Raw genomic sequence first — 25952 nt, forward strand, 5'->3', positions numbered from 1 at the left:
TAACAAATTTGTTTATAAATGCTTAAAAGGCTTTTATTTAGATTATCAAAAGTGCATATGATCATAATTTTTAATAAAAACGATATATTGCTAGATTTGCTAATTGACTGAAATCCAAGAGATATTACGGATGAATATCTAAAAAATATATTAGAAGAACTATATAAATACTGACCAATTGTTCCCCATATAGAAATAAAATGAGAAGAAGTGAGAATAGAATTAGATATACCATCTATTGAAGAATATGAAAACAAACTACAAGAAGCTACAGAATTTGCTACTCGCTGATCATATCACAAAGCAAGAGTCTTGATTGATGACTTGTTAGAAAAGTATCCAACTGTATCTGATTTTTATAGAATAAAATGACAAATTTTTTATGAAACTTGAAAACTAGATCAAGCAGAAAAAAATATAATTGAATGATTAAAGCTAGAACCTGATAACAAATGGTGTTTGGTAGTCTTAGGAAATATTTATCAAAATAAAGGAAAAATTGAATTTGCAAAAAACTTGTACCTAAAAGCAATCCAAAAAGATCCAAATGATATATATGCACTAACAAATTATTGAGCTGTGAATTTGCAAGAATGAGATTATGAAGAAGCAGAAGCTTCTCTTGATCAATCTTATAAAAATGATCCTGATTATAATATTACAAACTACAATTTGGCAGTACTTTATAATTATAAAGATCAGTTTTATAAAAGTTTTTATCATTGAATAAAGGCAATTGAACAATCTCAAAATGATGAGAATATGAAAAATTCTATTATGAAAGTAGTTTTTGATTCTGCAAAGAAATATTCATATTATTATTCTGTACAAGAGCTTTATGATAAATACAAACAAGAATTAGAACAAAGATCACAGAAATCAATCCAAGTTAACGAAGACAAAAATTTGCAGGTATGAGCAATCATAAAAATTGCAGAATATCATTGAAACAATGAACATAAGATTTTTTATAATCCACAAAATCAATACTACAAACATTCTATAATGCATGAATTAACTCATCTCAAATTGATTGAAGATGCAAGAGACCAAAAAAATAATAAAATATTTGCACAAACCAAAGAAAATCAAGCAAAATTCATAAAAGATCTAATATGAGAAAGTATGGATTTTTCAAAATCAGCTTATACAAAAGATCAAATTGATTACTTTTCTCAAAATATAAATCTTCAGTTGTACAATCAACCAATTGATCTAATAATAGAAGAATATCTTTTTGAAAACTATGAAGATATAAGACCAATACAGTTTTTGAATATTGTGAATATGGTAAAACAGTGAGTGGAAATATCTAATAATAAAGATATAGAAAAAAGTACTCCCAAGGTGGTATATGAAGCAAATGTAATAATGAATATTGTCCAAGCATATTTTTTGGAAGATTTGTTTAGTGTAAGTTTCATCAATGAATTCAAGAAAAATAAGCTTATCAGAAAAGCATGGAACATTTATCAGGATTATAAATCAAAAAAGGATAGCTTAGAACCATGAGATGAATACGAACTTATTAACTATCGAGCAGAAGAGTTGTGATTATCTTGATATTTTAGTTTGATTGATGAAGAAGAGTTTAGTAGTAATGATTTTGAAGTTACAGACAAGAAAGATGAAGAACCAATAGAGTATGAAAATGTTGATAATTTCAAAAGTGATTATTTTGATATCATCAAAGACTATAAAGATAAATGAAAAATTGATGAATCTGAGATAAATATGGCTATTGTGATGTATTGTGTATGAGCAATACAATATTTGGAAAATTTAGATTTTGAAAAAATCAAAGAAATTGCATTTGAGATATGAATGAAGTGAGCTGGTGGAATATCTTATTGAGATGATACTCAGTATGAACTAAAATCAATTCCTTGAAAAAAGTTTACCTGATATCAGCTGTTGGCATATATGTATGTTTCTTGGAAAATCATAGAGCCAACTATGGATGTTGGATTGGATTATTCTCAAGAGTATGAGTTAGCAAAAAAGATATTATGAAAAGCTTAAAAAAAATTGACAATATTTTTTCAAAGATTAAAATTAGCTTAATTTTACCTCAAATTGAAATGAAATGGTAGATGAGTCAAAAAAACTATACAAAATTAATGGTGAAGAAATACAATGAGTTGATACAAAGTTTGGAAATGCGTGAGAATTATCCTCAGAAAAAGCAAAGATTAGATGAGTTATTAAGTGGATAATAGATAGAGCTTATGAAAAATGATTTTCAAAAGATTGGATTCAAGAGGCTCTTGATAATTATATAAATTATGGATCTTGAAAAAATAAAGAAAAAAATGAAAATACATATAGAGAAATCAAGGTGTCTATATATAACAACTTGGAAAATAATAAAAATAATTTAAAAAAGTTTTTTAGAGGTGAGAATAATACAAAAAAATTATGAATTCGAAGTGTAATAATAGATTGAGAAGAACTGTTAAATTCTTCTATACTAGATAAATTAAATATAGTTATTTTTGAGCTATCAAATAGTAGTAGAAAAAATGCTAAGACACTATATAATACAAGGAAAAACGAGAATAATGAGGTTTTAAATTTCTTTGCATGGGATGATAAATTTTGAAAAAATACTAAAGAATGAGATTTAGTATTTTTTGTTAATAAATCTGCAAAAGAAGAAAATGATGAGTTTTCTATTCTGGTAACAAGAATATATGATAGATGATATGAACTAAAAAATAAAAATAATGACCAGAATCAAAAATTTTACTATTTAGAAAAAGATGGAAATCAAAAAAAATTATATTATATATGAAATGAAGAAGATGCTCCTGAATGAGTTGATAATAGTAATAATTTATCAAAATGGGAATGGTCAGAAAATAATCAAAAAACTTTTGTTGTTTTTGAAGTTTTATATGAAATCAGAAATATTACTGATTGGAGCTGATATAGAAACTTAGGTGCTGCTCAGTTTACTTATATAAAAAGTCTATATGATGATAGACTTCAATTTATTATAGAGACATTAAGAAATAATTTATCTGAAAATTTAAAAGATAAAAATTTTTTAAACGTTTATATTAACTCTTTAGATGTTCCTTTATGAGATGTTGATATTTATTATGAAGATAGTAATGATAATAAGTCTATAAATATTTGGTGAAGATTCTTTGATAAGGTTAATAAAGATAAAACTTCAACAATTATTTTTGATGTTATAAATCGATATAACATTTGATTTGAATCAGATATTAGTTATAGAAAACAATTATTATTATGATTGATTATATCATTCAATAAAGATTATGAGGATTTTATTAAACTATTACTAGCAGATATATACATTAGATATCTTAGAGGAAAGTCAGTATGACAGAAATATCCTTGAAATTTTAACTTTAATTGATGATGTATAAATATAAATTGATTTAAAGAATTATTAACTTTAAATATTAAAGAAAAATTATGAGAAAACGACTTATCATTACATGACAATGAAAATGAAAATTATTATACTATAGAAAAAAATGAAGAAAATAAAGAAATTGTTCAAATATTTGAATCCGATGATATAACAGAAGGTTTTAAAAGTTTTCTTGATTCAATATCAATAAAATTTGATTATATATATCTTGCTAAATCTTACCAACAAATTAAGAATATTGTTGAAAAATATAAAACTTGAGAAAACAAAGAAGAGGATCAGAAATCATTTAGTGTATGAATTATCTGAAAATGGTGAGAATGAAAAACGAAACTTGTAAGTCTTTTGAAAGAGTATTATTTAGAAAATGAGAATTATAGTGTCTATGAGGTAGATGTATGGAAATGATACTCCATAAACTGAGTAGAAACAGAAAAAAAGTGATTTATAAAATATATTTACAGAAAGTTAATAGAAAAAGAATTATGATATGAAGAATATAAATATTGAAAATCCATAACTGATAAAATAAAAAACTCTTATATTTGAATATTGATAACATTTTTAACTAAAACTATATTCTTTTTATTTTTCTTCATAATTGAGAGTTTTTTAAAAACTTTTTATAATAAAACTTATTTTGGTAACTATTATACTTCTTCATCATTAAAACAATTAAATTTGAAATACTATTATGATAAGTTGTACAATAATATCTTCTTGTATCAAAGATTTTCTTATGCGAAGTTTTTCTTTATATTTTATGTTTTTGGTTTGATATTTTTCATTTTCACTTATAATTTAGAATGTCTTATATACTTTGAGTGTCTAGAAAAAGAATCTTTAGAACAGGCTGAATATATTCCTGAGTATATAAAAGAAAATGAGTATATAATTACTTTTTTATTATTAATTCCTTTTTTTATTTTGTTTTTGTATAAGTATTGATTTAAGACTAATATTTATGACAAGCAAATACAGGATTCTAATTTGGCAGATAAATTTGGTAATGAATTATTTAATATTATTTGAGATAACAATAAAAAAATAATAATTCTTGAAAATATTGATAGACTAAATCCAGATCAAATAATTGATGTGATAGATCTCACAAAAACAGTTTTGGACTTCCCAGATACTGTATATATAATTCCAATAGATCCAAATTTAGTTAAATGTTGACTAGAAAATAAGTATAAGGACTTCAACGGACAATCAAAAGAAGCATTTAATCCAGATTTATATTTGGATAAAATAATACAATTCCCCTACTATTTAGTTAACCCTTATCTTTTAAATATAAAAAAAATAACGAAAAAAGAAATTGAAAAATTTAATTTAAAGTTATATTGATTTTTGTCAACTATATCACAAGATAATGATGATTTTAAAAGATTTGAGAGTTATTTTGATCATCTTGACTTTAAAAGAAGAGTACTTTGTAATTATAATCCTAGAAAAGAACAAATATTTAATCAAATAAAAAAAGTGTATTCAGAAATATATAATAATGCTATTGATTATTATAATGTTAAAAATAATAATAATGAATTCTATCAAAGATTGTTTTATAATGAATTCTATCAAAGATTGTTTTATAATGAATTCTATCAAAGATTATTTTTGGTTTTCTTTGCTATAAGATTTGCTGACATTAGTCTATTTATGAAAATTGAAAAAAAACCTTATATTTTACTAAAATTATTTTGATATATATCAAGTGATATTGAAAAAATTAATAATGACAATAATTTAGAAAAAAATCTATTTACTCTTGAAGTATCCAATATTTCAATTGAAATTTTGGAACAACATAATTTAGAATGTATAAACTCCAAAAATTATATAATAGAAAACAATTTATTAGAAAAAGAGGAAATCGTGTTGCTATTAGAAATTTTAGGTAATTTTTATCCATTATCTGATAAAAACTATAATAACTATGACTATTTAAAAGAATTAACTGTTGATCATTTACAAAAGTACATGAGAAGGGCATATGTCCCTCTTAGAAAAGATAACTAATTTATTTTAATAATAATTAATAGTTACAATGGAAGAAATAATCAAACAACTTAGAGAATTTAGAGATCAAAGAGACTGGAAACAATTTCATAACCCCAAAGATTTAGCTAATGCTATAAGTATTGAAACGGCTGAATTAATGGAACATTTCTTATGGAAAACTCAGGAAGAATCTTATGAGAAAGTAAAAAATAATCCCAAAATTGCAGAGGAGGTTGCTGATATTATGATATTTTTGATATATTTTGCTGAAACTTCATGAATTGATATTGAAAAAGCAGTCAAAGATAAAATAGAAAAAAATAATAAAAAATATTCTGTTGAAAAATCAAAATGAAAAAGTAATAAATATACAGAACTTTAATACTTATATTTTGTGCAATGATAGTTTATAGTGAAACAAAACAAACATTTCTTGATGATGTTTCAAAAAGAAATATAGAAGACATTATAGAAACTTGTGTAGAAAATAAACTCAAAAGAAAAACATCAAAAAATGAAAAGCTATCATGGAAAAACTCATTGAGAGAGATGTTTTTCATAATGAGCGATAATGAAATACCTGATGATATATGAGTAAGTATAGAATACAATATTCCTTGATCATGAAAGAGAATAGATTTTATAATAACATGACTTGATGATTCCAACAAAGAAAATGTTATAATAATTGAATTGAAACAATGGGAAAAAGTTCAACTTACTGATAAAGATTGAATAGTAACTACTCGATTTTCTCATGGAGAAAGTGAAGAAAATCATCCATCATATCAAGCTTGGTCTTATGCTACTTTGCTATATTCTTTTAACGAAACTGTTGAAGAAAATGATATTCAACTTAATCCTTGTGCTTATTTGCATAATTACAAGGATAATAGCTGAGATATTGTGCATGATTTCTATTCAGAATATATTACCAAATCACCTGTATTTTTGCAAGATGATAAGGAAAAACTTCAAAATTTCATAAAAAAATATATCAAGCACTGAGACAAAAATAAAACAATGTATGAAATTGATCAATGAAAAATTAGACCATCCAAATCATTAGCAGATAGTTTAGTATCTATGATTAAGTGAAATCAAGAGTTTGTAATGATAGATGATCAAAAGCTTTTGTATGAACAAGCTTTAAAACTTGCAAGAAACTCCTCACAATCAAACAAAAAAGTTTTAATAGTTAGAGGTTGACCTTGAACTTGAAAATCTGTTGTTGCAATAAATTTATTGGTAACCCTTAATCAAGAAAGACTGGTAACTCAATATGTAAGTAAAAACTCAGCACCAAGAGCAGTTTATGCAGCAAAACTAACTTGAGAGTTGAAGAAAACACACATTGATAATTTATTTGTTTGATCCTGATCTTTTACTAATTCACAAGAATCAGAGTTTGACTGTCTTATAGTAGATGAAGCACATAGGCTTAATGAAAAATCTTGAATGTTTTGAAACTTATGAGAGAATCAAATAAAGGAAATTATATATGCTTCTAATTTTTCAATATTTTTTATTGATGAAGATCAAAAAGTAACCTTTAATGATATAGGAGAAGTTGATGAAATCAAAAAACGAGCAACAAACCAAGGAGCAGAAATTTATGAGATGGAACTTTCTTCTCAATTTCGTTGTAGTGGGTCAGATTGATACTTAGCATGGCTTGATAATACTTTACAAATAAAAGAAACAGCAAATCCAACTTTGGAATGAATAAACTATGATTTCAAGGTTTTTGATTCTCCTGCTGATCTTAGAGATGCCATTTTTGAAAAAAATAAAATAAATAATAGAGCAAGACTTCTTGCTGGATACTGTCGAAATTGGGTTAGTAAAAAAGACTCATCAGCTTATGATATTGTATTTGAAGAATACGATTTTCAGATGAAATGGAATCTCAGCAAAGATGGAATGTTGCGAATAATGAAACCAGAATCTGTAAATGAAGTTGGTTGTATCCATACTTGTCAATGATTGGAAGTAGATTATGTATGAGTTATTATATGACCAGATTTAATAGTAAGGAATTGAGAAGTCTTGGTAGATCCATCACAAAGAGCAACTACTGATGCATCATTAAAATGATACAAAAAGGCTTTAAAAGAAAATCCAGAGGAAACTAAGGATTTTATAAAGTCTCTGATAAAAAATACTTATCGTACTTTGATGACAAGAGGTATGAAAGGTTGTTATATTTATTGTACTGATGAGGAAACAAGAGAGTATTTTAAGAAATTAATTTGATAAATTTCCTTGAAATCAAAAAAATTATATGCTATAATATTTATAGCTACCAACTCTAGAGCCGGCTTTGTGTTGTGTAGCTCCTTAATTTTATTTACATCCTAAACATAAACAAAATGGCAGAAATCCCAAATAGACTACAAACCAAAAAAGAGGATGCAGAAACTCTGATAAACCTTCTGCAAGATCAAAAAGATAAACTGGGAGAGGATCATTTAATGTTTAGGAACCAGCCGGATATTATCAGCCAATTCCAGTCTATGAAAGACGAAATTTTGGAATGAGCTGAGGAGTTGGATGTCAGAGACGAACAAATTGATGATGACAGAGAGGGGCTTTGGAATAATTTGACTGATTTTGTTGCTAGACTCAAACAATACTATCAATTTACCAAAGAAGACGGAGATCTGCCAGATTGGATGTACTACAAACCACAAACAAATCAAACCGGACTAGAATTTTTGGAAGAACTTTTTGATAAAATTGATGAAGAATTATCCGAAGATTTCAAAACTTGATTTGATCAAGCTTCACCAATTACTATTTCACAAGCAAAAGATGATTTTGAAGAATGGAAACAATGACTTAGATGAGAAGATTGGGAAGTATATATGGAAAAAAGAAGAAATATGTCTAGATTGATCAATTATATGAAAAAGTCGTTGATGATGACAGGAATGACCGGCTTTGAAGTAAGAGTTAATCTGCACGAGGACGAAGACTAAAAATTTCATCTATCAACTCAAAAACCAGCTTCTATAAACAGGAGCTGGTTTTTTTGATTCCCCAAAAAATTAATAAGTAATTGATAATGTCTACCCCTCCAAAAGATTGTAACAAAGTTGAAGAGGGATACCCCTCCAAAAGATTGTAACAAAGTTGAAGAGGGTCACCCCTCCAAAAGATTGTAACAAAGTTGAAGAGGGTAGCCCTAGTCTTGTCCGAAACATTGATTTTATTATAAAAAAAGCTATAAGTATAGCATTTAAAATAATAAAATATATTTAAATATGGAAGGAATTAATGTAAAACAGATATTAGAAATAATACCTGATGAATTTATAGAAAAATTAGAAAAAAACTGTAATATAAATCATCAAGTTAAAAAAATGAGTTGAAAGGTAATGTTTAAACTGTTATTAATGTGAATATTAGATTGAGATAATTTAACACAAAGAACATTAGCATCAATATATAACAGTCCTGAATTTACTCAATATGCAGATAAATGAGAACAACAAACAAGACATACAACTATAAGTGATAGACTTATAAACATGGATTATAAATTCTTTGAGAAATTGTTTGAAGAAATAAGTAAAAAGTTTGAAAAAGTATTAAAAATATGAGCAACAAAAATGAAGGTGGTGCTAAAGAGATTTGATTCTACATTAGTTTGAATATCAGAAAAACTACTTAAGTTTTGAATAAAAGCATGAAGTCCAGATGAAAGACATATAAAATTTACAGTCTGATTAAAGTGATTGTTGCCAAATAAAGTTTCAGTTTATGAAGAGCAAAAAGCAAGTAGTGAAGATGTAGCATTATGAGAAACTATTTTACAAGAGACAACATCTAAAAATCAAATATTATTATTTGATAGATGAGTTCAAAAAAGAGAAACTTATTCAAAGCTAATAGATAAAAATACAAATTTTGTAAGTAGATTAAGACAAAATACTAAGTATCAAGTTATAAGACAAAATAAAGAAGTAGAATGAATAAAAGTATGAAATTTAGTGTTAGAATGTGATGAAATAGTAAAATTATATTGAAAATGATGAGATATATTAGAAAAAGAATTAAGATTAATAAAAGCAATAAATCAAAAAAATGAAGTATTTTTATTTATAACAAATATGTATAATTTCACAGCAGAAGAAATAACAGAATTTTATGCAAGGAGATGGGATATAGAAGTATTTTTTAGATTTATAAAACAAGAATTTTGATTTAGTCATTTTGTATCAAGATCAAAGAATTGAATAATGAATATGCTATATATGACACTAATAACATCAATACTTGTAATAGTATATAAATCAAAAAACAGTATAAAATCCTACAAAGAAGCTAAAAGAAGATTTATTGCTGAATTAGATGAATTAATTTTAATTGAGCTAGCAATAGCAATCTGAGGAGATGTTGATCTTCTTAAAAAGAAATATTTAAATTATTATAAATACTCTTAATAAGGTTTCGGACAAGACTGGGGTCACCCCTCCAAAAGATTGTAACAAACTTGAAGAGTACCCCCACTCCTAAATATTGTAACAAAAGGGATGGAGTACCCCACTCCAAAAGTTAGTAACAAAAAGGATGGAGTATTCCATTATTATGGTTTGTTACCAAAAGAATGGAATCTTTTCGTGCCCGGGCGCGGAAAGGTTGATTTTTACTTTTCTAGAATTATACTTTAATTTATCTTTAAAAGTTAAATAAATAAATAATTTATGGTTAAATTTTTGTGACTTAGTTTTGCCTGGATTTGTAGTTTTATGATTTTCTATATTTCTTTTTTGTTTTGAGATGATCTATCAGAGGAAATTGTGTACGACTTTATTGATCAGGTAGATGATTATGAGTTTTTTTATGATATAGATTTCCAAGTTGATTATGATATTAGTTGAACTTTTTTTGAAAAATTTAGTAGTGATGGAGACTGATACTCATACGAGTTTGGTTTGAATATTGATCTGCCAGAGGAAGTTGATGATGGCTTGATACCATTTGATTCAAATATGAACTGAACAGTTAATTTTTACAATAATGCCAAAATAGATAATTTTCATATTAATATTTGAGCAGGTGCCAATATCTCATGACAAACAGCAGTTTGATGAGAAGACCAAATTTTGATAACCTTTTTGCAAGATTGAGAAGAGGAGTTTAGAGAGATTTTTGATACTTCTGATATCAATTTGGATCTACTTTTTACAAGGTTTTTGCCCTATATGGAAATAGAAGAAGGTGAAGTATTGAATTTGTCTGTTTTTTCTCCTATGTCTTTGAGATCAAAAGAGTCTATGAAAAATAATGTTGCTATTGAAAAAAAAGAAGAATGAAAGTATTCTATATCTTCATGATTTATGGGGATAGATTATGAGACAGTAGTTCACTTTGAGGATAAAAATATGATTAAAAAAGAAACTCCTTTTTTTTCTTATACAAAATCTGATTGAGATGAGCTTGATGTTGATAATATCGATCAACCAGATGATACCAACGATACAGATGATATAGATGACCAAGACCAAGATACTCAGGATTGAAGTGAAGATGATTTAGAATGTAAACTTATCTGACATGATTAGATTAGAAAATCTTACAAAAAAATATTCTTCTACAACAGCTGTAGATAATATAAACTTGGAAATACCTTCTTGAAAATGTTTTGCCTTGCTTTGAAGAAATTGAGCTGGTAAATCTACAACTATCAAAATGATAGTTTGAATAACCAATCCAACAAGTTGAGATATTTTCTTTGATGGCAGGACTATGCAAGAAGATGCAGTACAGATAAAATCTGAGATTTCATATATTCCTGATATGCCTTATGTTTATGAAAAACTAACTTGAATAGATTTTTTGTATTTTGTAGGAGTTGCTTACTGAATGAGTAAACAAACCATTAGAAAAAAAGCCCAAGAATTTTATGAGATGTTTGATTTTTATGAGATGTTGGACAAAAAGGTAGAAGATTACTCTCATGGTATGAGACAAAAACTTGTTTTTACTGCAGCATTGATGCACAATCCCAAGTATTTAATTTTGGATGAACCAATGGTAGGGTTGGATTATCAGTGAGCTTACATAGTAAAAAAAATAATTAAATCTATCACTGAAAAGCTATGATGTACTGTGATATTGACCACACATCAAATATATGTTGCTGCTGAAATATCAGATGAAGTAGGGATTATACATGATTGAAAACTTGTAAAAACATTAAAAGACAAAGATTATATAAAAGAAAATCTTGAAGACACATTCCTTGAGTCAACTTGAACTGTATCAGAAAAATTTGAACAAATAATCACACAATAAAATGGAAAATCTTTTAATGAAATATTATTTTAAAACTTTGTTCTCAAGTATAAAAACTTTTGCAAAAGAAAAGCTTTTTTTCTTCATAGGTTGAATAATACTTTTGTGAAGTTTTTGGATAATAATCTGAACAATTTGTTATATTTTTTTCAGTTACTTAATCAATAATTTTCCTTGAGGACATATTTTTGCTCCCAACTTGATCTCGTTTGTTGTATATATAATGTTTTTGGTTTTTGTCTTTTCTGGGTTTGTGGCAAGTATATCTACTTTGTACAAATCTAGAGAGATAAATTTTTTGATTTCTATGCCTTTTGAAAGCTATGAAATTTTTAGATACTGATTTTTGAAGATAGTATTTTTCTTGTTATTACCTGCATTGTTTTTGCTGTTGCCTATATTTTTTTCATATTGAATTGTTTCTGGGTATAGCATATTTTATTATTTGTTATCGTTGTTTGTAATTTTTGCGATGGTATATTTGGCTGTTTTCTTTTCTGTTGTTTTGTTTTTGTTGTTGTCTGCATTTGTTTTTTCATTTAAAAGAATATATATAAATTGATTTTTGTTGAGTGTTTTGGTGTTTATGCTGTTTTCTGCTTTGTTGGTGTTTTTCTCTGCTTATGAGAATATGACTGACCAAGAGACCTTTTTGGAGCAGTATATCCTTACATTTGATTATGAAAATATATTTCTTCCTTGGAACTGGCTAAATGCTATGTTTGTAAATTTTGTGCAGTGAAATTATTCTTTGTTTTTTAGTTGATTTTTGTTTACAGCTGTAAGTATTGTATTTTTTTATGCTCTTATATGATTTTTGTCACAAAAGTATTATTATCAAAGCAAAGAGAATTTTGCTATGTATAGTATTTTTCCTAAAAAGAAAACTGTAAGTTTGATCTCATTTTTTTGAAAAAATCCTAAAATAAATTTACTAAAAAAAGATTTTCTTTTGTATATGAAAGATCCTTCGTGGCTAAGTCAGTTTATGATATTTTTTGTACTTATATGAATAAGTGTGGTTGTGATAAATTCTATTACCCTTGAAGAGATAGATACTCCTATGACAGCTTCTATTATTACTTTGTCTACTTTGGCTCTTACCTGATTTATGATTTCTGCAACTGCTTTGAAAATTGTTTATCCAAATATATCAATAGAATGAAAATCTTTTTGGATACTTAGAACTATTCCAGTATGATTGAATTATATATATTTTTTGAAATTTATTTTCTTTGTGGTGTTTTTTGTTTTAGTAGGTTTGCTTATTAGCCAAGCTTATGCAAGTATAATTTGATTTATAGATGTTGTGTATATATTTATTTTGTTGATGTTGTTGCCTTTGATATTTGTGGTTGTTAGCCTGTATTTTACTTTGTGAAATATATATCCAGACTTTAATGAGACTAATCCTTCTCAGATAGCTACTTCTATGCCTGCTTTTGGAGCAGTAATTATTTCAAATATTTTTATAATAATTGTTTGTTTGCTTATTTATTCCAAAGTTTTTAGTTATTATGAAAATGTACAAGAATGTGAAATTCTTTGATTATATTATTTTTGGGATGTTTTAGTTATTTTTTATCCTGTTTTGATTTTGCTTTGAGTATTTATATCATGGATAGGGTATAGGCAGTTTATCAAGCTTTAGAAGATGATTTGTATATTTCTATCATATTATAACAGCTTTCTGAAAGCAAGAAAAGTTGGTGTATACTTACAATATCAAAAAAGTTATCACCTGGATTTAATTTTTTGAAGTTGATTTTTATTGAATATCAGTATGATTTGCTTCATGTCCGGTATTTAGGAAACAGTTTGTGATAGTTGAAATTTAAGTGTATTTGGTGTTTTCATCTTTCAAGAAGGTATATTTTTTGGGATTTGTAGTCTTGTTGTTTCAGGTACATATTGAAATGAGTATTGTGGGATAGTATATTTCTTATAAAACTAACTGTTTGTTCAAAATGAAAGTATTGTCATTTGAGGTTTTCTTGTAAAAATTTTTTGAATTCGTTATTGGTTTCCAAAAGTTCTTTGACGGTAGCTGTAATTCACCTGAACATACTTATTTGTGTGAAATAACCAAAAATATTTTGTTTTTCTTGGTTTTGATAGATTTCTTTTAAAAGTTTTTTAATTGTTTGTTCTTTTAGCGTAAAGCTTGTATTTTTTCATGTTTGTATTTTTAGGTCTTTTGCAAACTCTGATAAATCATTTTCTTTTATTATATCTTCAAGAAAAAGTCAAAGATACAAAAATCTATAATAAGACTGTATAAGATCAAGTGAGGACTTAATTTCCATTTTGTTGGTTAAAGTTTGTATTTAAAAAAGAAATTTTTCAGGTTGTTTTGTTGGTTATTCAAACATTCTTTTTAGGTCTTCATCTTTTATCATAGCAGGTGTTCGCATAGGGTCAAAAGTAAGCTCGACTTCTACATTAGATTCAGGAAATTCATCTTGTACTGCCTGCTTAGTCATTTCTATGATAAGATCAGCAGAGGGGCATGCTGGTGTAGTCAATGTCATTAGTATAAAAACATTATTTTCTTGTATATCCACATTGTATATAAGTCACAAGTTATATATATCAATTACTGGCATATCAGGATCGTATACTTCTTGTAGTAGTTCGATTACTTTTTCTTCTGTGATATTATTGCTCATTTTCATATCATGTTATTATATGTAAAATTAAAAATATCAAAAATATTATTCCTCATAAAATTTTATTTCGTTCTTCTAGTGAAATCAATGATAAATTTACAAGTACAAACAATCCAAAAAGTAATGATAGCTTATAACTTCTAGATGCAATACTCAAAGCTCATTTTACAGCAAAAAGTTTTTGTCAAAGGAAGAACAGATAGAAGCTTCATCACCATACAATTAAAAATACAGCAAAAAAACCAAATCATAATCATATTATCGGGTCTTGATATATATTTATATAATTGAATAAAAGATAAGCTATGCTAACTCCTACAAAAATTTTTATGAGTGCTCATATATGATAAAATATCATAGCTTTATAAAATGTTTATGTTTTAAAGTTATTATTAGTTTTCTACATTTATTTCATCTGCCTCTGTCTCTTCTACAAGAACTTCTTCTATAGATGGTATATAAAGAAAGTTGTTTCACATTTCATAAAACTTGTAGTACAATTTTTCCCAAAGTCAGTGAATTAGAGGTGTCAAAGTATAAGTAAGTATACTTGGTAGTGTAAGTAGGAATTCAGTTCATTCTCAAGCAGTAAGATTTATATTTTTGTATACTGCAGAGAAAAGTAATAGAGAAAGGCTAAAAGCAATAGTTGTTCATACTATGTGGACACCACTATAGTTTGGATTTGTAGAAAACTCTATTACAGATAATGTTATAAAAACAGAAAAAAATATATGAAACGCAAGTATAAAAAATACTGCTTCTATATTGTCAAAAAATAGTATATATATAGGTGCAGCTATAAAAAACAATATAACGTTGATTATGCTTCAAAGTCATAGCATTTTACCAAGATCATAGTACTTTTCTCCAAAAATCATATTGTATACCATAGTTATAATGCTATTTCATACCATAGTTCAAACAAATGCAATTACTAACATCACTAATGATAATAGAGGATTTCCTCAGCCTCAAGAAATGGAGCCTTGTATTGTTTCTTCAAACATTCAGCTAAAAATCATTAGCATAACAAATATAAAAAATGATATCATAAGTCAAACTACCAGTCATATTCCTGTTTTTCATACAATTGAATATGGTGATGGATTGGAAGGTGCAATATTAAGTGATTTTGAGTTTTCCATTATGTCTTTTTATATTATAAATTATTTTAATCGCATCATATTGTTTTTATATATTCTTCAAACTTATCAAATTCTCTTTCCTGACTCATGAAAGATATTACATATCAGTATCTTTCATAAACAAAATAAAATTGTGTCATATAGTAACTAGGTTGACTATCAAAAACAGATTCAAATACGCCAAAATTTCATATGAATCAATTGATTTCTTGTCATTTACATGAGAAAGTATGTTCATTAAGTCATCAAAAATTTGTTGCAGGCATTTGATTTAGCAGTATAGATGAGTTTGCCCTTGCAAACTCATCTGGATCTTGATTTACATTTGTTTTGGTTCTGGTAGCTATAAAATTCTTGTTGAATTCATCAAAATTTCCTTTTCTGTATGAAGTAAGTACTTTATTTCTAATCTGTTTTCATTCAAATATACTACTTGCAACTCTATTGTAATCCTTATTAATCTGTATATAAAAATCTTCAAAACTTACTGTTTCAGCTTCTTCCTCTCCTCAAAACCCCAAGCATCAAGAAATAGTAATTGTAATGAAAATGATCAAAAAGACATTTAAAAACTTTTTCATTAAATTATACTAAGAATATAAACTCAACTAAAAATCATACCAAATAATGTTCATATTGCAAGTCATTTTATATATGCTTTATCTTTGTCTTCTTTTTCCTTTAGATCATCTTTTGAAATTAAAATAAAAGATATAATATATCAAAGCATAATTCAGGTTAGAAGTAAGTATCAAGGCATAAGTATATTTCCAGATAGTTCAAATATACTATCTTCAAGTATATAATCTCATCTCAAAAAAAATATTCATACAATTATAGACATCAAGAAGAATATTCCTTTTAGTGTCTCAAGTAGTATCACCATAATGGTTTATTTAGAAAATAAAATTAACTTTCTTTTTTGAGCTGGATTTTTCAATCATTTTCATCAATTGATATTATTTTTACTCTAATTTTATCGTTTTCTTTAAACATAACTTTTGGATCTGATATGAATCATTCTCATAAGTTTTTAACATGACAAAGTCATGTCTTATTCTTTCAAAGCTCTACAAATACTCAATATGATTCTACTCTGGTTATTTTTCATTCAATTGTTTCTCAAACTGTTGGTTGCCAAGAAGACTGTTTTATCATATCAATTGCAAGTTTTTCTTCTTCTTGATTTTTGGATGTAACAATTGTAGTTCAGTCATCTTTAAAATCAATTTTTGCTCAAGTTTCTTTAACAATATTGTTTATATTTGTTCATCATGATCAAATAACATCTCTTACTTGAGTAGGAGTTAGTTTTAGTGTAGTTATTCTAGGTGCATAAACACTTAAACTTTCTCTTGGTTGTGATATTGTTTTTATCATATCCTCAAGAATTTCATTTCTTGCTTTATTAGCCTTTTCTATAGCTTTCTCTACTATATCTAGTTGTAGGCCTTTTATTTTCATGTCCATTTGTAGTGCAGTAATTCAATTTTTTGTTCCTGCAACTTTGAAATCCATATCTCCAGTAAAGTCTTCAACTCACTGAATATCTGTTAAAATTTTGAATTTATCTCAATCAGTAACCAATCCCATAGCAACTCAACTTACAGGTTGTTTTATTGGTACTCATGCATCCATAAGCGATAGTGTGGATGCACATACAGATGCCATTGATGTTGATCAGTTACAGCTTAATACTTCAGAAACAATTCTTGTTGTATAAGGGAATTCTTCCTCTCAAGGAATTACTGATTCAAGTGCTTTTTCTACCAGTTTTCAGTGTCAGATTTCTCTTCTGCTTGCAGGTCATCACCTTTTTGCCTCATTTGTAGAAAATCATGGCATATTATAATGGTGCATAAATCTTTGTTCAACAGCATCAGACTCCATATCATCTACTAGTAGGTAATCTCAAGGAGCTCCTAATGTGGTTGCAGAAAATACTTGTGTTTCTCATCTTTGAAAAAGTCCCGATCAATGTATTCTTGGAATAAGTCAAACTTCATGATAAAGTGATCTGATTTCATCAAGTTTTCTTCAATCTACTCTTTTTTCTTCATTGAGGATTTTTTCTCTTACAAACTCTTTTACTATATTAAATACTGCTGATTTTACTTTTGTAGTTGTAAAGTTTGTGTTGTTTTCGTCTTCAATCTTGTCTTTTGTTTTTTCTAGTGATTCCTGCTCAAATCAACTAACTATTTCGTTAAATTCTTTTTTAGTTGTTGGTATCAAAGCTTCTAATTTATCTTTTGTTATAATTTTTTTCAAAACTCCTACTAATTCTTCAGAAGGCTTATTTGTAGTGATTTCTTGAGGTTTTATTTCAAATTGGCTCAAAAATTCTTCTTGGAATTCACATATTTTTTTGATGTTTTCTTGTCATATTTCAAAAGCTTTCATTAAAGTGCCTGTATCAACTTCATCTCAATTGCATTCTACCATTGTTATTGTGTCTTTTGTTCAAGCAAGTAATAATTCTAGTGTTCAATTATTTGTTTCTTCATATGTAGGATTTATTATAAAGTTGCCATCTTTATATCAAATTCTTACAGCTCCAATTGGTCATTGTATGGGAATTCAAGCTAGCATACTAGCAAGAGATGCTCAAATTATGCTTGGTACTGCTGTGGTGTTCTCTTTGTCAACAGATAATGGTGTTATACTTATAACTGTGTCATTGATCATTCCGTCTGGAAACATAGGTCTAAGTGGTCTATCTGTAAGTCTTGAGGTGAGTATTGTCTGTTCGGAAGGCTTTCATTCTCTTCTAATGTATAATGCTCACCCAATTTTTCATCAAGCATAAAAAGACTCTCTGCAATCTATTGTAAGGGGTAGGAAATCCTTATTTTCATCTGGTTTTTTGTTCATTACTGATGTGACTAATACAGCTGTTTCTTCTAATTTTATGTATACAGATCAATCTGCTTCAGGAGCTAGCTTTCAAGAACTAACTTCAAATTGTTTTCATTCCCATAAAAAACTTTTCTTTGTGTCACTAACTTCTTTCTTTTTTATCATAAAAATTATTATATATATAAATATTTAGTCTTTTATATTTTTTTAAGCAAAAAAATCAAGAAAAATACGGTTTTGTTTTTATGTTTATAAGTCAAATCCTTTAATTTTTCCTTGTTTTTTGGTAAAAAATATTTATATTATCTCAAATTTTACATTGAAAAAATTTTTTTATGAAAAGTTTATCACAGGTTAGTAAAGAGCTTAATCTTTCTAAGCAAGAGCTTCTAGAATTGATTTATAAAAAAACTTGAAAATCTTATAGTCCAAAAACTTCAAAAATATCTGATAGTGTTTATGATAAAATAAAGTCAGATCTTTCAGAGGAAAGTGTGAAAAATTCTTCTGTCAAAGAAAAAATTGAGGATGAAAAATCAAAGGTTGCTACAGCAGAAGATATTTTTTCTGAGGAGTGATCTTTTCTTTCAGAGTTATGATTTTCTACAGAAGAAAAAATAGATGAAAAAAGTCAGAAAGAAGATTTGGAAGACGATGATTTATTTGCTTCTACAAAAAAGACTATTTCAAGTTGAAATAAAACTACTTTCACACAAAAAAAGTCTTTTAACGATAACAAGAAAACATCTCAAACACAGAAAGCAACTAATATAGAAAAGGATAAAAAAGAAATTTGATCTGATGATTCAAAAAAAACACAAATAACAGTTAGAAAAAAATCAGATAAACCTGCTTATGATAATAAGAATCAAAAAAGTTCTGGTTGAGGGCAATCATATAATGCAAAAACTTCATCTGCTTCAAAATCTTTGTCAGGTTGATCGGATGAAAAAAAGCTTACCAAAAAAGAAAAGAAAAAGCAGAAAATATCAAAAGATGAAAAAAAATCTGAAACAAATGTAAAAAAGGAAGAGGCTCCAAAAGTTTCAGAAACCCTAAAAAAGAAGGAAAAAATTGTAGTTTCTTCAACTATATCAATAAAGGAATTTTCTGAGAAGATGGGTATTCCTTTGCAAGAGGTGATGAAAAAATTGTTGGCTAACAAGATTGTATTACCTGTAACTGCAAATATAGATTTTGATACAGCTAGTTTGATTTGAGAAGAATTATGAGTAAAAGTAGAAAATGAATGAACTGATGTATCAGTAGAAGAATTATTGAGTTGAGATTTGGATTCTATACTAGCTCCTGATAAAAAAATAGAAGAAGCTGATGTTAGGCCTCCTGTGGTAGCTGTTATGTGACATGTAGATCACTGAAAAACTAAGCTTTTGGATTATATTAGAAAAACAGATAAAGTTGAATGAGAAGCTTGATGAATAACTCAAAGTATATGAGCGTCTCAAGTTCATCATAATGATCAAAAAATAACATTCATTGATACACCATGACATGAGCTTTTTACTTCATTAAGAGCTAGGGGTACTAAGATTACAGATGTGGCAGTAATCGTAGTAGCAGCAGATGATTGAATACAGCAACAAACAATAGAGGCAATAAATCATGCAAAAGAAGCCTGAGTGCCAATAATTGTTGCTATTACAAAAATAGACTTACCAAATTCAAACATTGAAAATATTAAATGAAGGTTGGCTGAGTTTGACTTAATACCAGAAGATTGGTGATGAGATACTATTACTGTACCATTGTCTTCTATAACATGACAGTGAATATCTGATTTGATGGATATGATTTTGTTGCAGTCCGAAATGTTGGAATTGAAATACGATCCTCAAAGAAAGTGAGTTTGAGTTATTTTGGAGTCAGATAAAGACTCAAAAAAGTGAATAACTGCTTCTACAATAGTTATGACTGGGAATCTTAATGTATGAGATGTTGTTGTTGTGTGAGAAACTTTTTGAAGAGTAAGAAAACTAACAAACTGGAAACATCAGGATGTTAAAACTGCTTATGCTTGAGATCCAGTACAGATTTTGTGAATACAGGATCTACCAAAGCCATGAAAAATCTTGGAGTCAGTGAGCTCAGAAAAAGATGCTCGTGCTAAAATACAAGCAATTCAAGAAAAGGCATCACAACAAACAAATCAATCTTGAATGCAAAATATATTGGATCAAATATGAAAGTGAGATAAAGTACAATTAAAGTTGATTTTAAAAGCAGATAGTTTTTGAAGTCTTGAGGCTGTAAAATATGCAGTAGAAAAGCTGGAAATGCCTGAAAATATTGAGTTGAAGATTATTCATAATGATGTGTGAGATGTTTCTGATTCTGATATTATATTGTGAAATGCTTCTGAGGCATTTGTAGTATGATTCAATGTAAAAGTATCTTGATCAATAAAAAAGAAGGCAGAATCACAAAAGGTTGTAGTAAAGTCTTTTGATGTTATATATGAGCTTATAGATTATGTTGATAGACTTTCTAAATGACTGGTAAAACCAGAGGAAAAAGAAGTTTATATATGAAGGCTTGAAGTTTTGTGAGTATTTTTCAAAAGAGGTAAGGAGATGATCGTATGAGGAAAGGTGTTGGATTGAGAAGTTAGAAATTGAAGTTTTTTGAAGGCTTATAGATGAGAAGAACAGGTGTCTTGATGAAAAATAACATCACTTAAAAGAGAGCAAGAAAATGTAAACACAGTAACATCTGGTCATGAGTGCTGAATGAAAATTAAAGTATCCAAAAAAATTCAAGAATGAGATATCTTGGAGTTTCATGTGATAGAATAATTTATATTTTTTAGATTGTGTATGAAGCTTGTAGTATGATTATGAAATCCTTGAGATAAGTATAAAAATACTAGGCATAATATAGGTTTTGATGCGATAGACTGGTTTTGTGATCAATATAACTTTCCTGTTTTCAATTATGAGTCAAAATTTGAGTCTTTTGTATCAAATTCTATTGTGAGTGATGAAAAAGTGTTGTTGGCTAAACCACAAACATATATGAATCTTTCTTGAAAGGCGGTTTCTTCAATCTCTAATTTTTATAAAATTCCTTTTGAGGATATATTGATTGTGTATGATGATATTGATATGCCGACTTGAAAAATTAGATTTAAGTTTGATTGAGCAGCCTGAGGTCATAACTGAATAAAAGATACAATAAAAAGATTGTGAACAGATAAGTTTTGAAGACTAAAAATATGAATTGATAGACCAGACAATAAAGAAATGATTACGCCCTGGGTTCTTTGAAGATTTACAGAAAAAGAGTATGAAGCAATTTACTCTCAAAAAGATGATATAGTTAAACTTATTGTTAACTGGCTGGATTGAAAACTCTAGTTTGTTGAAATTTTTTATTGAAATAACAAATTTTTTTATTACATTTTAATAGATTTATACTTACAAATTTATTAATGAAAATTTTAAAAAACTGGTTGTTTTACTTTTATTTTGTAATTTTTGTTGGGGTTTTTTATTTTATTAGTTATTGAACAACTTTTTCTTTTGGATGGTTAAGTTTTTGGTGATACCAACAAAATATAAAGCTTTCTAAAGAATATGTTAGACCAGAAACTTTCAATAGGATTTCTTCATTGACAGCTCAAGCTAATATGAGAATATGACAAGAAAATCAGCCTCAACTTTATTATCTAGAAGAGTCTGTAAATAAAACTCACACGATAAAGGATCTTGTAAACACGGAGGTTATAGATTTGATGGAATGAGAAGCAAGAAAGCAGGATGTATTGGAATCATATATCAATCAGATAAGATTAACAATGCATGAAGCTGAAGACTTAAAAAATGAATTATCATGGAGAAAGAATGAGAAAAGGACATATTCTACAGTTTGTGACAGTGAAAAAATGTCTGCAGATCAGCAGTTTTATCAACACTTAGATCAAAATGAGCCTCATTTGATGGTTGAAAATTTGAAAGATTCTTCTGAAAAGGCTATATGTTATATAGAAAATAGAGTTTATGCAAATGCATATGATAATGTATTTAGACAGTTAACTTTTTACTCGAACATTTTAAAACAAAAATTTCAAATTGTTGAAAATAATAAAGATATACTTTTATCAAATGCAGATATTTTTAGAGAAAATAAGCTTGAAAAACTATTACAATTAAGAAGACAACTTTCTCAATTTAATGTTCAATAAAAATAATGAAAAAAAATATATTTGTTTTAATCTTTTTTGTGGTTTCCGGTTTTTTAGTTTGGATTTTTCAAACTTTTTTCTTTGATGCAGAAAATATAGATTTTATGTGATATGAAGTAAATAATTTTTTTTGAATTAGTTATAATGATTTATTTCATCTTTCGTATTTGGAACCTAAGTATATGCGAGAATGAGATGTGATTTTAGATTATTTTGAGTTTTGTAAAGATAATGATTCTTTATGTTCAGTCTTTCCTCATCAGTCTTTTTATGCAGATCTTACTTGGATAAATTCAGTCCAGTATATTGGTGGAAATGCTAGACTACATCCAAATATTAAGTTTAAGATGATAGATAATATTACAAACTTAGATCCGTATTGGAATTATGTTTACAATTTTTGACAGTTAACAATTCCTGAAAATGAGCTTCTTTCAAGATACGATGAAAATATTCAATATCAATCATGGAAAGATTCAATAAAGCTTTGAGAAAAGTGAATAAACTTCAACTGTGATAATGATACTATAGAGTTTGTTGAGTCTTTATCTAATAAAGACTACTATTCAGTTTATTCTAGACTTGAAATGGAATATCCTCAATATGCAAATCCTTGTGTTGATCATAAGTTACCTTTTTATCAATGATTCAACTATTATAATTATCTTGATGAATATATTCCTGCTTCAAAAAACTTTATGTTGGCTTCGTTTAATGATGATGTTCCTTGAATAGCTAGTTCTATGGTATCTATATTGCATGGAAGGTATTGAGAATATTTGCAAAGTATGCATCTTTGGTATACCTATTTTGTAAGTATATTGGATCAATTAGATTGACAAGAGGAGGAGACTTTGGAAGAATCTGCTCAAAATGCTTTGGATAGAGCGGTATGACAACTTCAATTTCATATACTTTCTCAGTCTTCAGAAAAAACAGATGAAGATTGTGCAAAAGAATATGAATGTTTGAAGCAAGAATGATATATTAAAGATACTATAAGTTCAATTATTGGTGAGTGTGGTGATCAGTATGATATTTTAGATAATTATACAGATCCACAGGATGTTATTTCTGATAGTAAATGTTTTGTTTTATCTTATTGAATAGATAATGGTTATATAGATAACAATACATGATATTTGATATCTCCAATGAATGAAGAATTTGAGTTTGTTCGAGATGAAGATGTAGGTTGATGGTGGACTCAGTCGGTAATTTCAGATGCTTTTGAGCACCAATAAAAAAATAGTGCTATTTTCTCTTGAAATTTTTCTAAAATTTTTTATTATTATGGCACCTAATAAATTCAGGTGCCTTTTATATTATAATAAAATAAAAAATGACAAAACTAGTTCCAATAGAAGATCGTATAGTTGTTAAAACAATAAAAGAAGAAAGTAAGACAAAATGATGAATAGTGCTTCCTGAGACAACCAAAGAAAAACCTGGTAGGTGAGAAGTTGTGGCAGTTGGAGAATGAAAAATACTTGATGACTGAAAAAGAGCACCAATGGATATAAAAGTGGGAGATGTAGTTCATTTTACTAAATTTAGTCCAGATGAGATAGAATTAGAAGAAAATTGAGAAAAGGTGAAATATTTGGTTGTAAAGCATGATCAAGTATTAGCAAAAGAAAACTCATAAACAATTTGTAAAAATTTAAATCCTAAAAAAAACAAATATGGCAAAAACAATAAGATATGGGGATGATTCAAGAAAACAAGTTTATTCAGGTATCAAAAAAGTTGCAGATGCAGTTTCTGTAACAATGTGACCAAAGTGAAGAAATGTAATACTAGAAAAGTCTTATGGTGCACCTACTGTAACTAACGATGGTGTTACTGTAGCAAAAGAAATAGAGCTTGAAGATCATTTAGAAAATATTTGAGCAGAGCTTTTGAAAGAAGCAGCAAACAAAACTAATGATGCTGCAGGTGATGGTACTACTTCTACAGCAGTGCTTGTAGATGCTATAGTTAATGAGTGACTTAGATATGTGAGTTCTTGAGTAAATCCATTTGCTCTATGAAGAGGTCTTCACAAAGCAACTGAAAAAGTGGTAGAAGAACTTTGAAAACAATCTAAAGCAGTAGATACAAAAGAACAAATTAGACAGGTAGCTACCATATCTGCTCAAGATGAGGAAGTTTGAGAACATATTGCTGAGGTTATGGAAGAAGTTTGAAATGATTGAGTAATAACTGTGGAAGAATGAAGATCTTTGGGTCTTGAGAAAGATGTAGTAAAAGGTATGCAGTTTGATCAATGATATGTAAGTCCTTATTTTGTTACAGATACATGAAGAATGGAGTCTGTGGTTGAGAAACCATCAATCATAATCACAGACAAAAAAATCTCTTCTATCCAAGAAATACTTCCTTTGCTTGAACAAATATCCAATAAAGGTAAAAAAGATATTGTTCTTATAGCAGAAGAAATAGAATGAGAAGCTTTGACAACATTGGTGTTGAATAAACTAAAATGAGTTTTGAATGTTCTTACAGTGAAGGCTCCTGGGTTTGGAGATAGAAAGAAAGAAATGCTTAAAGATATAGCTACAGTAACATGATGACAAGTAATTACAGAAGAAGTTGGTCTGTCTTTGGAAAATGCAACTATGGATGTTGTTGGACAAGCAGAAAAGGTTATTTCTACTAAAGACAACACAACAATAGTATGAGGAAAAGGAAATGAAAATGATATAAATTCAAGAGTTCAAGAAATAAGAGTACAAATAGATGAAACTACTTCTGATTATGATAAAGAAAAACTTCAAGAAAGATTAGCAAGACTTGTATGAGGAGTAGCTGTGATAAGAGTTGGTGCTGCTACAGAAACAGAAATGAAAAACAAGAAATACAAAATTGAAGATGCATTGAATGCTACAAGAGCAGCTGTATCTGAATGAATAGTTGCTTGATGATGAACTGCATTGTTAAGTATTGGTAAAGTTTTGGATGGTTATCAACTTGATGATAAAGACGAACAAATTTGAGTAGAAATAATAAGAAAGGCAACTGAATATCCTGCAAGGCAAATTTCTAAAAATGCTTGATACAAAGGAGATTTAGTGATAGAAAAAGTTAAAGAAAAAAATCAAGCAAACTATTGATTTAATGCAAAAACTTGAGAATATGAAGATTTGTTGGATAAATGAGTAATAGATCCAGCTAAAGTAGTAAGAGAATCATTGCAGAACTCAACAAGTTCAGCTGCAATGCTTTTGACTACTGATGCTGTAATATCTGATATTCCAAAGAAAGATGATGATAAATGATGAGATGACATGTGAGGAATGTGAGGTATGTGAGGTATGTGATGAGGAATGCCTGGAATGATGTAAAAAACTAGTAAA

Annotated in this window: 22 protein-coding genes; 15 read left to right on the forward strand and 7 right to left on the reverse strand. The window is 27.6% G+C overall.

All coding sequences use genetic code 25. From position 1 onward, the window contains the following. Positions 1–57 precede the first annotated feature (57 nt). The 9 genes from HLG78_RS04480 (at position 58) to HLG78_RS04520 (ending at position 13367) form a co-directional block, all read left to right on the forward strand. The gene (locus HLG78_RS04480; RefSeq protein WP_231176633.1) at positions 58–2022 is read left to right on the forward strand and encodes a tetratricopeptide repeat protein; all 1965 of its coding nucleotides are present in this window, start codon (positions 58–60) and stop codon (positions 2020–2022) included. A 64-nt stretch (positions 2023–2086) separates the two neighbouring features. Further along, the gene (locus HLG78_RS04485) at positions 2087–5431 is read left to right on the forward strand and encodes a P-loop NTPase fold protein (protein WP_231176636.1); all 3345 of its coding nucleotides are present in this window, start codon (positions 2087–2089) and stop codon (positions 5429–5431) included. Positions 5432–5459: 28 nt separating this feature from the next. Further along, positions 5460–5795, forward strand: coding sequence for a nucleotide pyrophosphohydrolase (locus HLG78_RS04490; RefSeq protein ID WP_231176645.1), 336 nt, complete (start codon positions 5460–5462; stop codon positions 5793–5795). 17 nt (positions 5796–5812) lie between these two features. Beyond that, positions 5813–7672 (forward strand): DUF2075 domain-containing protein, encoded by a 1860-nt coding sequence (locus HLG78_RS04495; protein WP_231176648.1) that lies wholly within the window; start codon positions 5813–5815, stop codon positions 7670–7672. Between the two features lie 113 nt (positions 7673–7785). Then, positions 7786–8394, forward strand: coding sequence for a hypothetical protein (locus HLG78_RS04500; RefSeq protein WP_231176702.1), 609 nt, complete (start codon positions 7786–7788; stop codon positions 8392–8394). A gap of 285 nt (positions 8395–8679) precedes the next feature. Beyond that, the gene (locus HLG78_RS04505; RefSeq protein ID WP_231176183.1) at positions 8680–9861 is read left to right on the forward strand and encodes an IS4 family transposase; all 1182 of its coding nucleotides are present in this window, start codon (positions 8680–8682) and stop codon (positions 9859–9861) included. A gap of 261 nt (positions 9862–10122) precedes the next feature. Continuing rightward, positions 10123–10983 (forward strand): hypothetical protein, encoded by an 861-nt coding sequence (locus tag HLG78_RS04510; protein ID WP_231176705.1) that lies wholly within the window; start codon positions 10123–10125, stop codon positions 10981–10983. Further along, positions 10976–11716, forward strand: a complete 741-nt coding sequence (locus HLG78_RS04515; RefSeq protein WP_231176720.1) for an ABC transporter ATP-binding protein — start codon at positions 10976–10978, stop codon at positions 11714–11716. Before HLG78_RS04510 ends, HLG78_RS04515 begins: the two co-directional genes overlap by 8 nt. A gap of 1 nt (position 11717) precedes the next feature. Next, entirely contained in the window at positions 11718–13367 is a 1650-nt protein-coding gene (locus HLG78_RS04520; RefSeq protein WP_231176722.1) for a putative ABC transporter permease subunit, read from the forward strand. Here HLG78_RS04520 and HLG78_RS04525 read toward each other — a convergent pair. Genes HLG78_RS04525 through HLG78_RS04555 form a run of 7 tightly spaced genes read right to left on the reverse strand, consistent with a single transcriptional unit; the run spans position 13354 to position 18557 of the window. Beyond that, positions 13354–14022, reverse strand: a complete 669-nt coding sequence (locus HLG78_RS04525; RefSeq protein ID WP_231176724.1) for a hypothetical protein — start codon at positions 14020–14022, stop codon at positions 13354–13356. The two genes, HLG78_RS04520 and HLG78_RS04525, sit on opposite strands and share 14 nt — an antisense overlap. A 54-nt stretch (positions 14023–14076) precedes the next feature. Continuing rightward, the gene (locus HLG78_RS04530) at positions 14077–14385 is read right to left on the reverse strand and encodes a metal-sulfur cluster assembly factor (protein WP_231176786.1); all 309 of its coding nucleotides are present in this window, start codon (positions 14383–14385) and stop codon (positions 14077–14079) included. Further along, positions 14375–14743 carry a hypothetical protein gene (locus HLG78_RS04535; RefSeq protein WP_231176789.1) on the reverse strand — a complete coding sequence of 123 codons (369 nt, stop codon included), beginning with the start codon at positions 14741–14743 and terminating at the stop codon, positions 14375–14377. The genes HLG78_RS04530 and HLG78_RS04535 overlap by 11 nt, the downstream gene beginning before the upstream one ends. A gap of 34 nt (positions 14744–14777) precedes the next feature. Beyond that, a complete protein-coding gene (locus HLG78_RS04540; protein ID WP_231176792.1) occupies positions 14778–15533 on the reverse strand; it encodes a hypothetical protein in 756 nt (251 codons plus the stop codon). A gap of 26 nt (positions 15534–15559) precedes the next feature. After that, positions 15560–16114 (reverse strand): hypothetical protein, encoded by a 555-nt coding sequence (locus tag HLG78_RS04545; RefSeq protein WP_231176795.1) that lies wholly within the window; start codon positions 16112–16114, stop codon positions 15560–15562. Then, a complete protein-coding gene (locus HLG78_RS04550; protein WP_231176798.1) occupies positions 16114–16419 on the reverse strand; it encodes a hypothetical protein in 306 nt (101 codons plus the stop codon). The genes HLG78_RS04545 and HLG78_RS04550 overlap by 1 nt, the downstream gene beginning before the upstream one ends. Before the next feature lie 23 nt (positions 16420–16442). After that, positions 16443–18557, reverse strand: coding sequence for a polyribonucleotide nucleotidyltransferase (locus HLG78_RS04555; protein ID WP_231176801.1), 2115 nt, complete (start codon positions 18555–18557; stop codon positions 16443–16445). 170 nt (positions 18558–18727) lie between these two features. On the opposite strand from HLG78_RS04555, the gene infB reads away from it, so the two are divergent. The 6 genes from infB (at position 18728) to groL (ending at position 25940) form a co-directional block, all read left to right on the forward strand. After that, positions 18728–21205 carry a translation initiation factor IF-2 gene (infB, locus tag HLG78_RS04560; RefSeq protein WP_231176804.1) on the forward strand — a complete coding sequence of 826 codons (2478 nt, stop codon included), beginning with the start codon at positions 18728–18730 and terminating at the stop codon, positions 21203–21205. Positions 21206–21226: 21 nt separating this feature from the next. After that, positions 21227–21766 (forward strand): aminoacyl-tRNA hydrolase, encoded by a 540-nt coding sequence (gene pth, locus HLG78_RS04565; RefSeq protein WP_231176827.1) that lies wholly within the window; start codon positions 21227–21229, stop codon positions 21764–21766. Positions 21767–21840: 74 nt separating this feature from the next. Further along, the gene (locus tag HLG78_RS04570; RefSeq protein ID WP_231176831.1) at positions 21841–22593 is read left to right on the forward strand and encodes a hypothetical protein; all 753 of its coding nucleotides are present in this window, start codon (positions 21841–21843) and stop codon (positions 22591–22593) included. 5 nt (positions 22594–22598) lie between these two features. Continuing rightward, positions 22599–23837, forward strand: coding sequence for a hypothetical protein (locus tag HLG78_RS04575; protein WP_231176835.1), 1239 nt, complete (start codon positions 22599–22601; stop codon positions 23835–23837). Positions 23838–23935: 98 nt separating this feature from the next. Beyond that, the gene (locus HLG78_RS04580) at positions 23936–24241 is read left to right on the forward strand and encodes a co-chaperone GroES (RefSeq protein WP_231176838.1); all 306 of its coding nucleotides are present in this window, start codon (positions 23936–23938) and stop codon (positions 24239–24241) included. A 37-nt stretch (positions 24242–24278) separates the two neighbouring features. After that, entirely contained in the window at positions 24279–25940 is a 1662-nt protein-coding gene (gene groL / locus HLG78_RS04585) for a chaperonin GroEL (RefSeq protein WP_231176841.1), read from the forward strand. Positions 25941–25952 lie beyond the last annotated feature (12 nt).

The sequence above is a fragment of the Candidatus Absconditicoccus praedator genome (assembly GCF_021057185.1).
GTDB lineage: Bacteria > Patescibacteriota > Gracilibacteria > Absconditabacterales > Absconditicoccaceae > Absconditicoccus > Absconditicoccus praedator.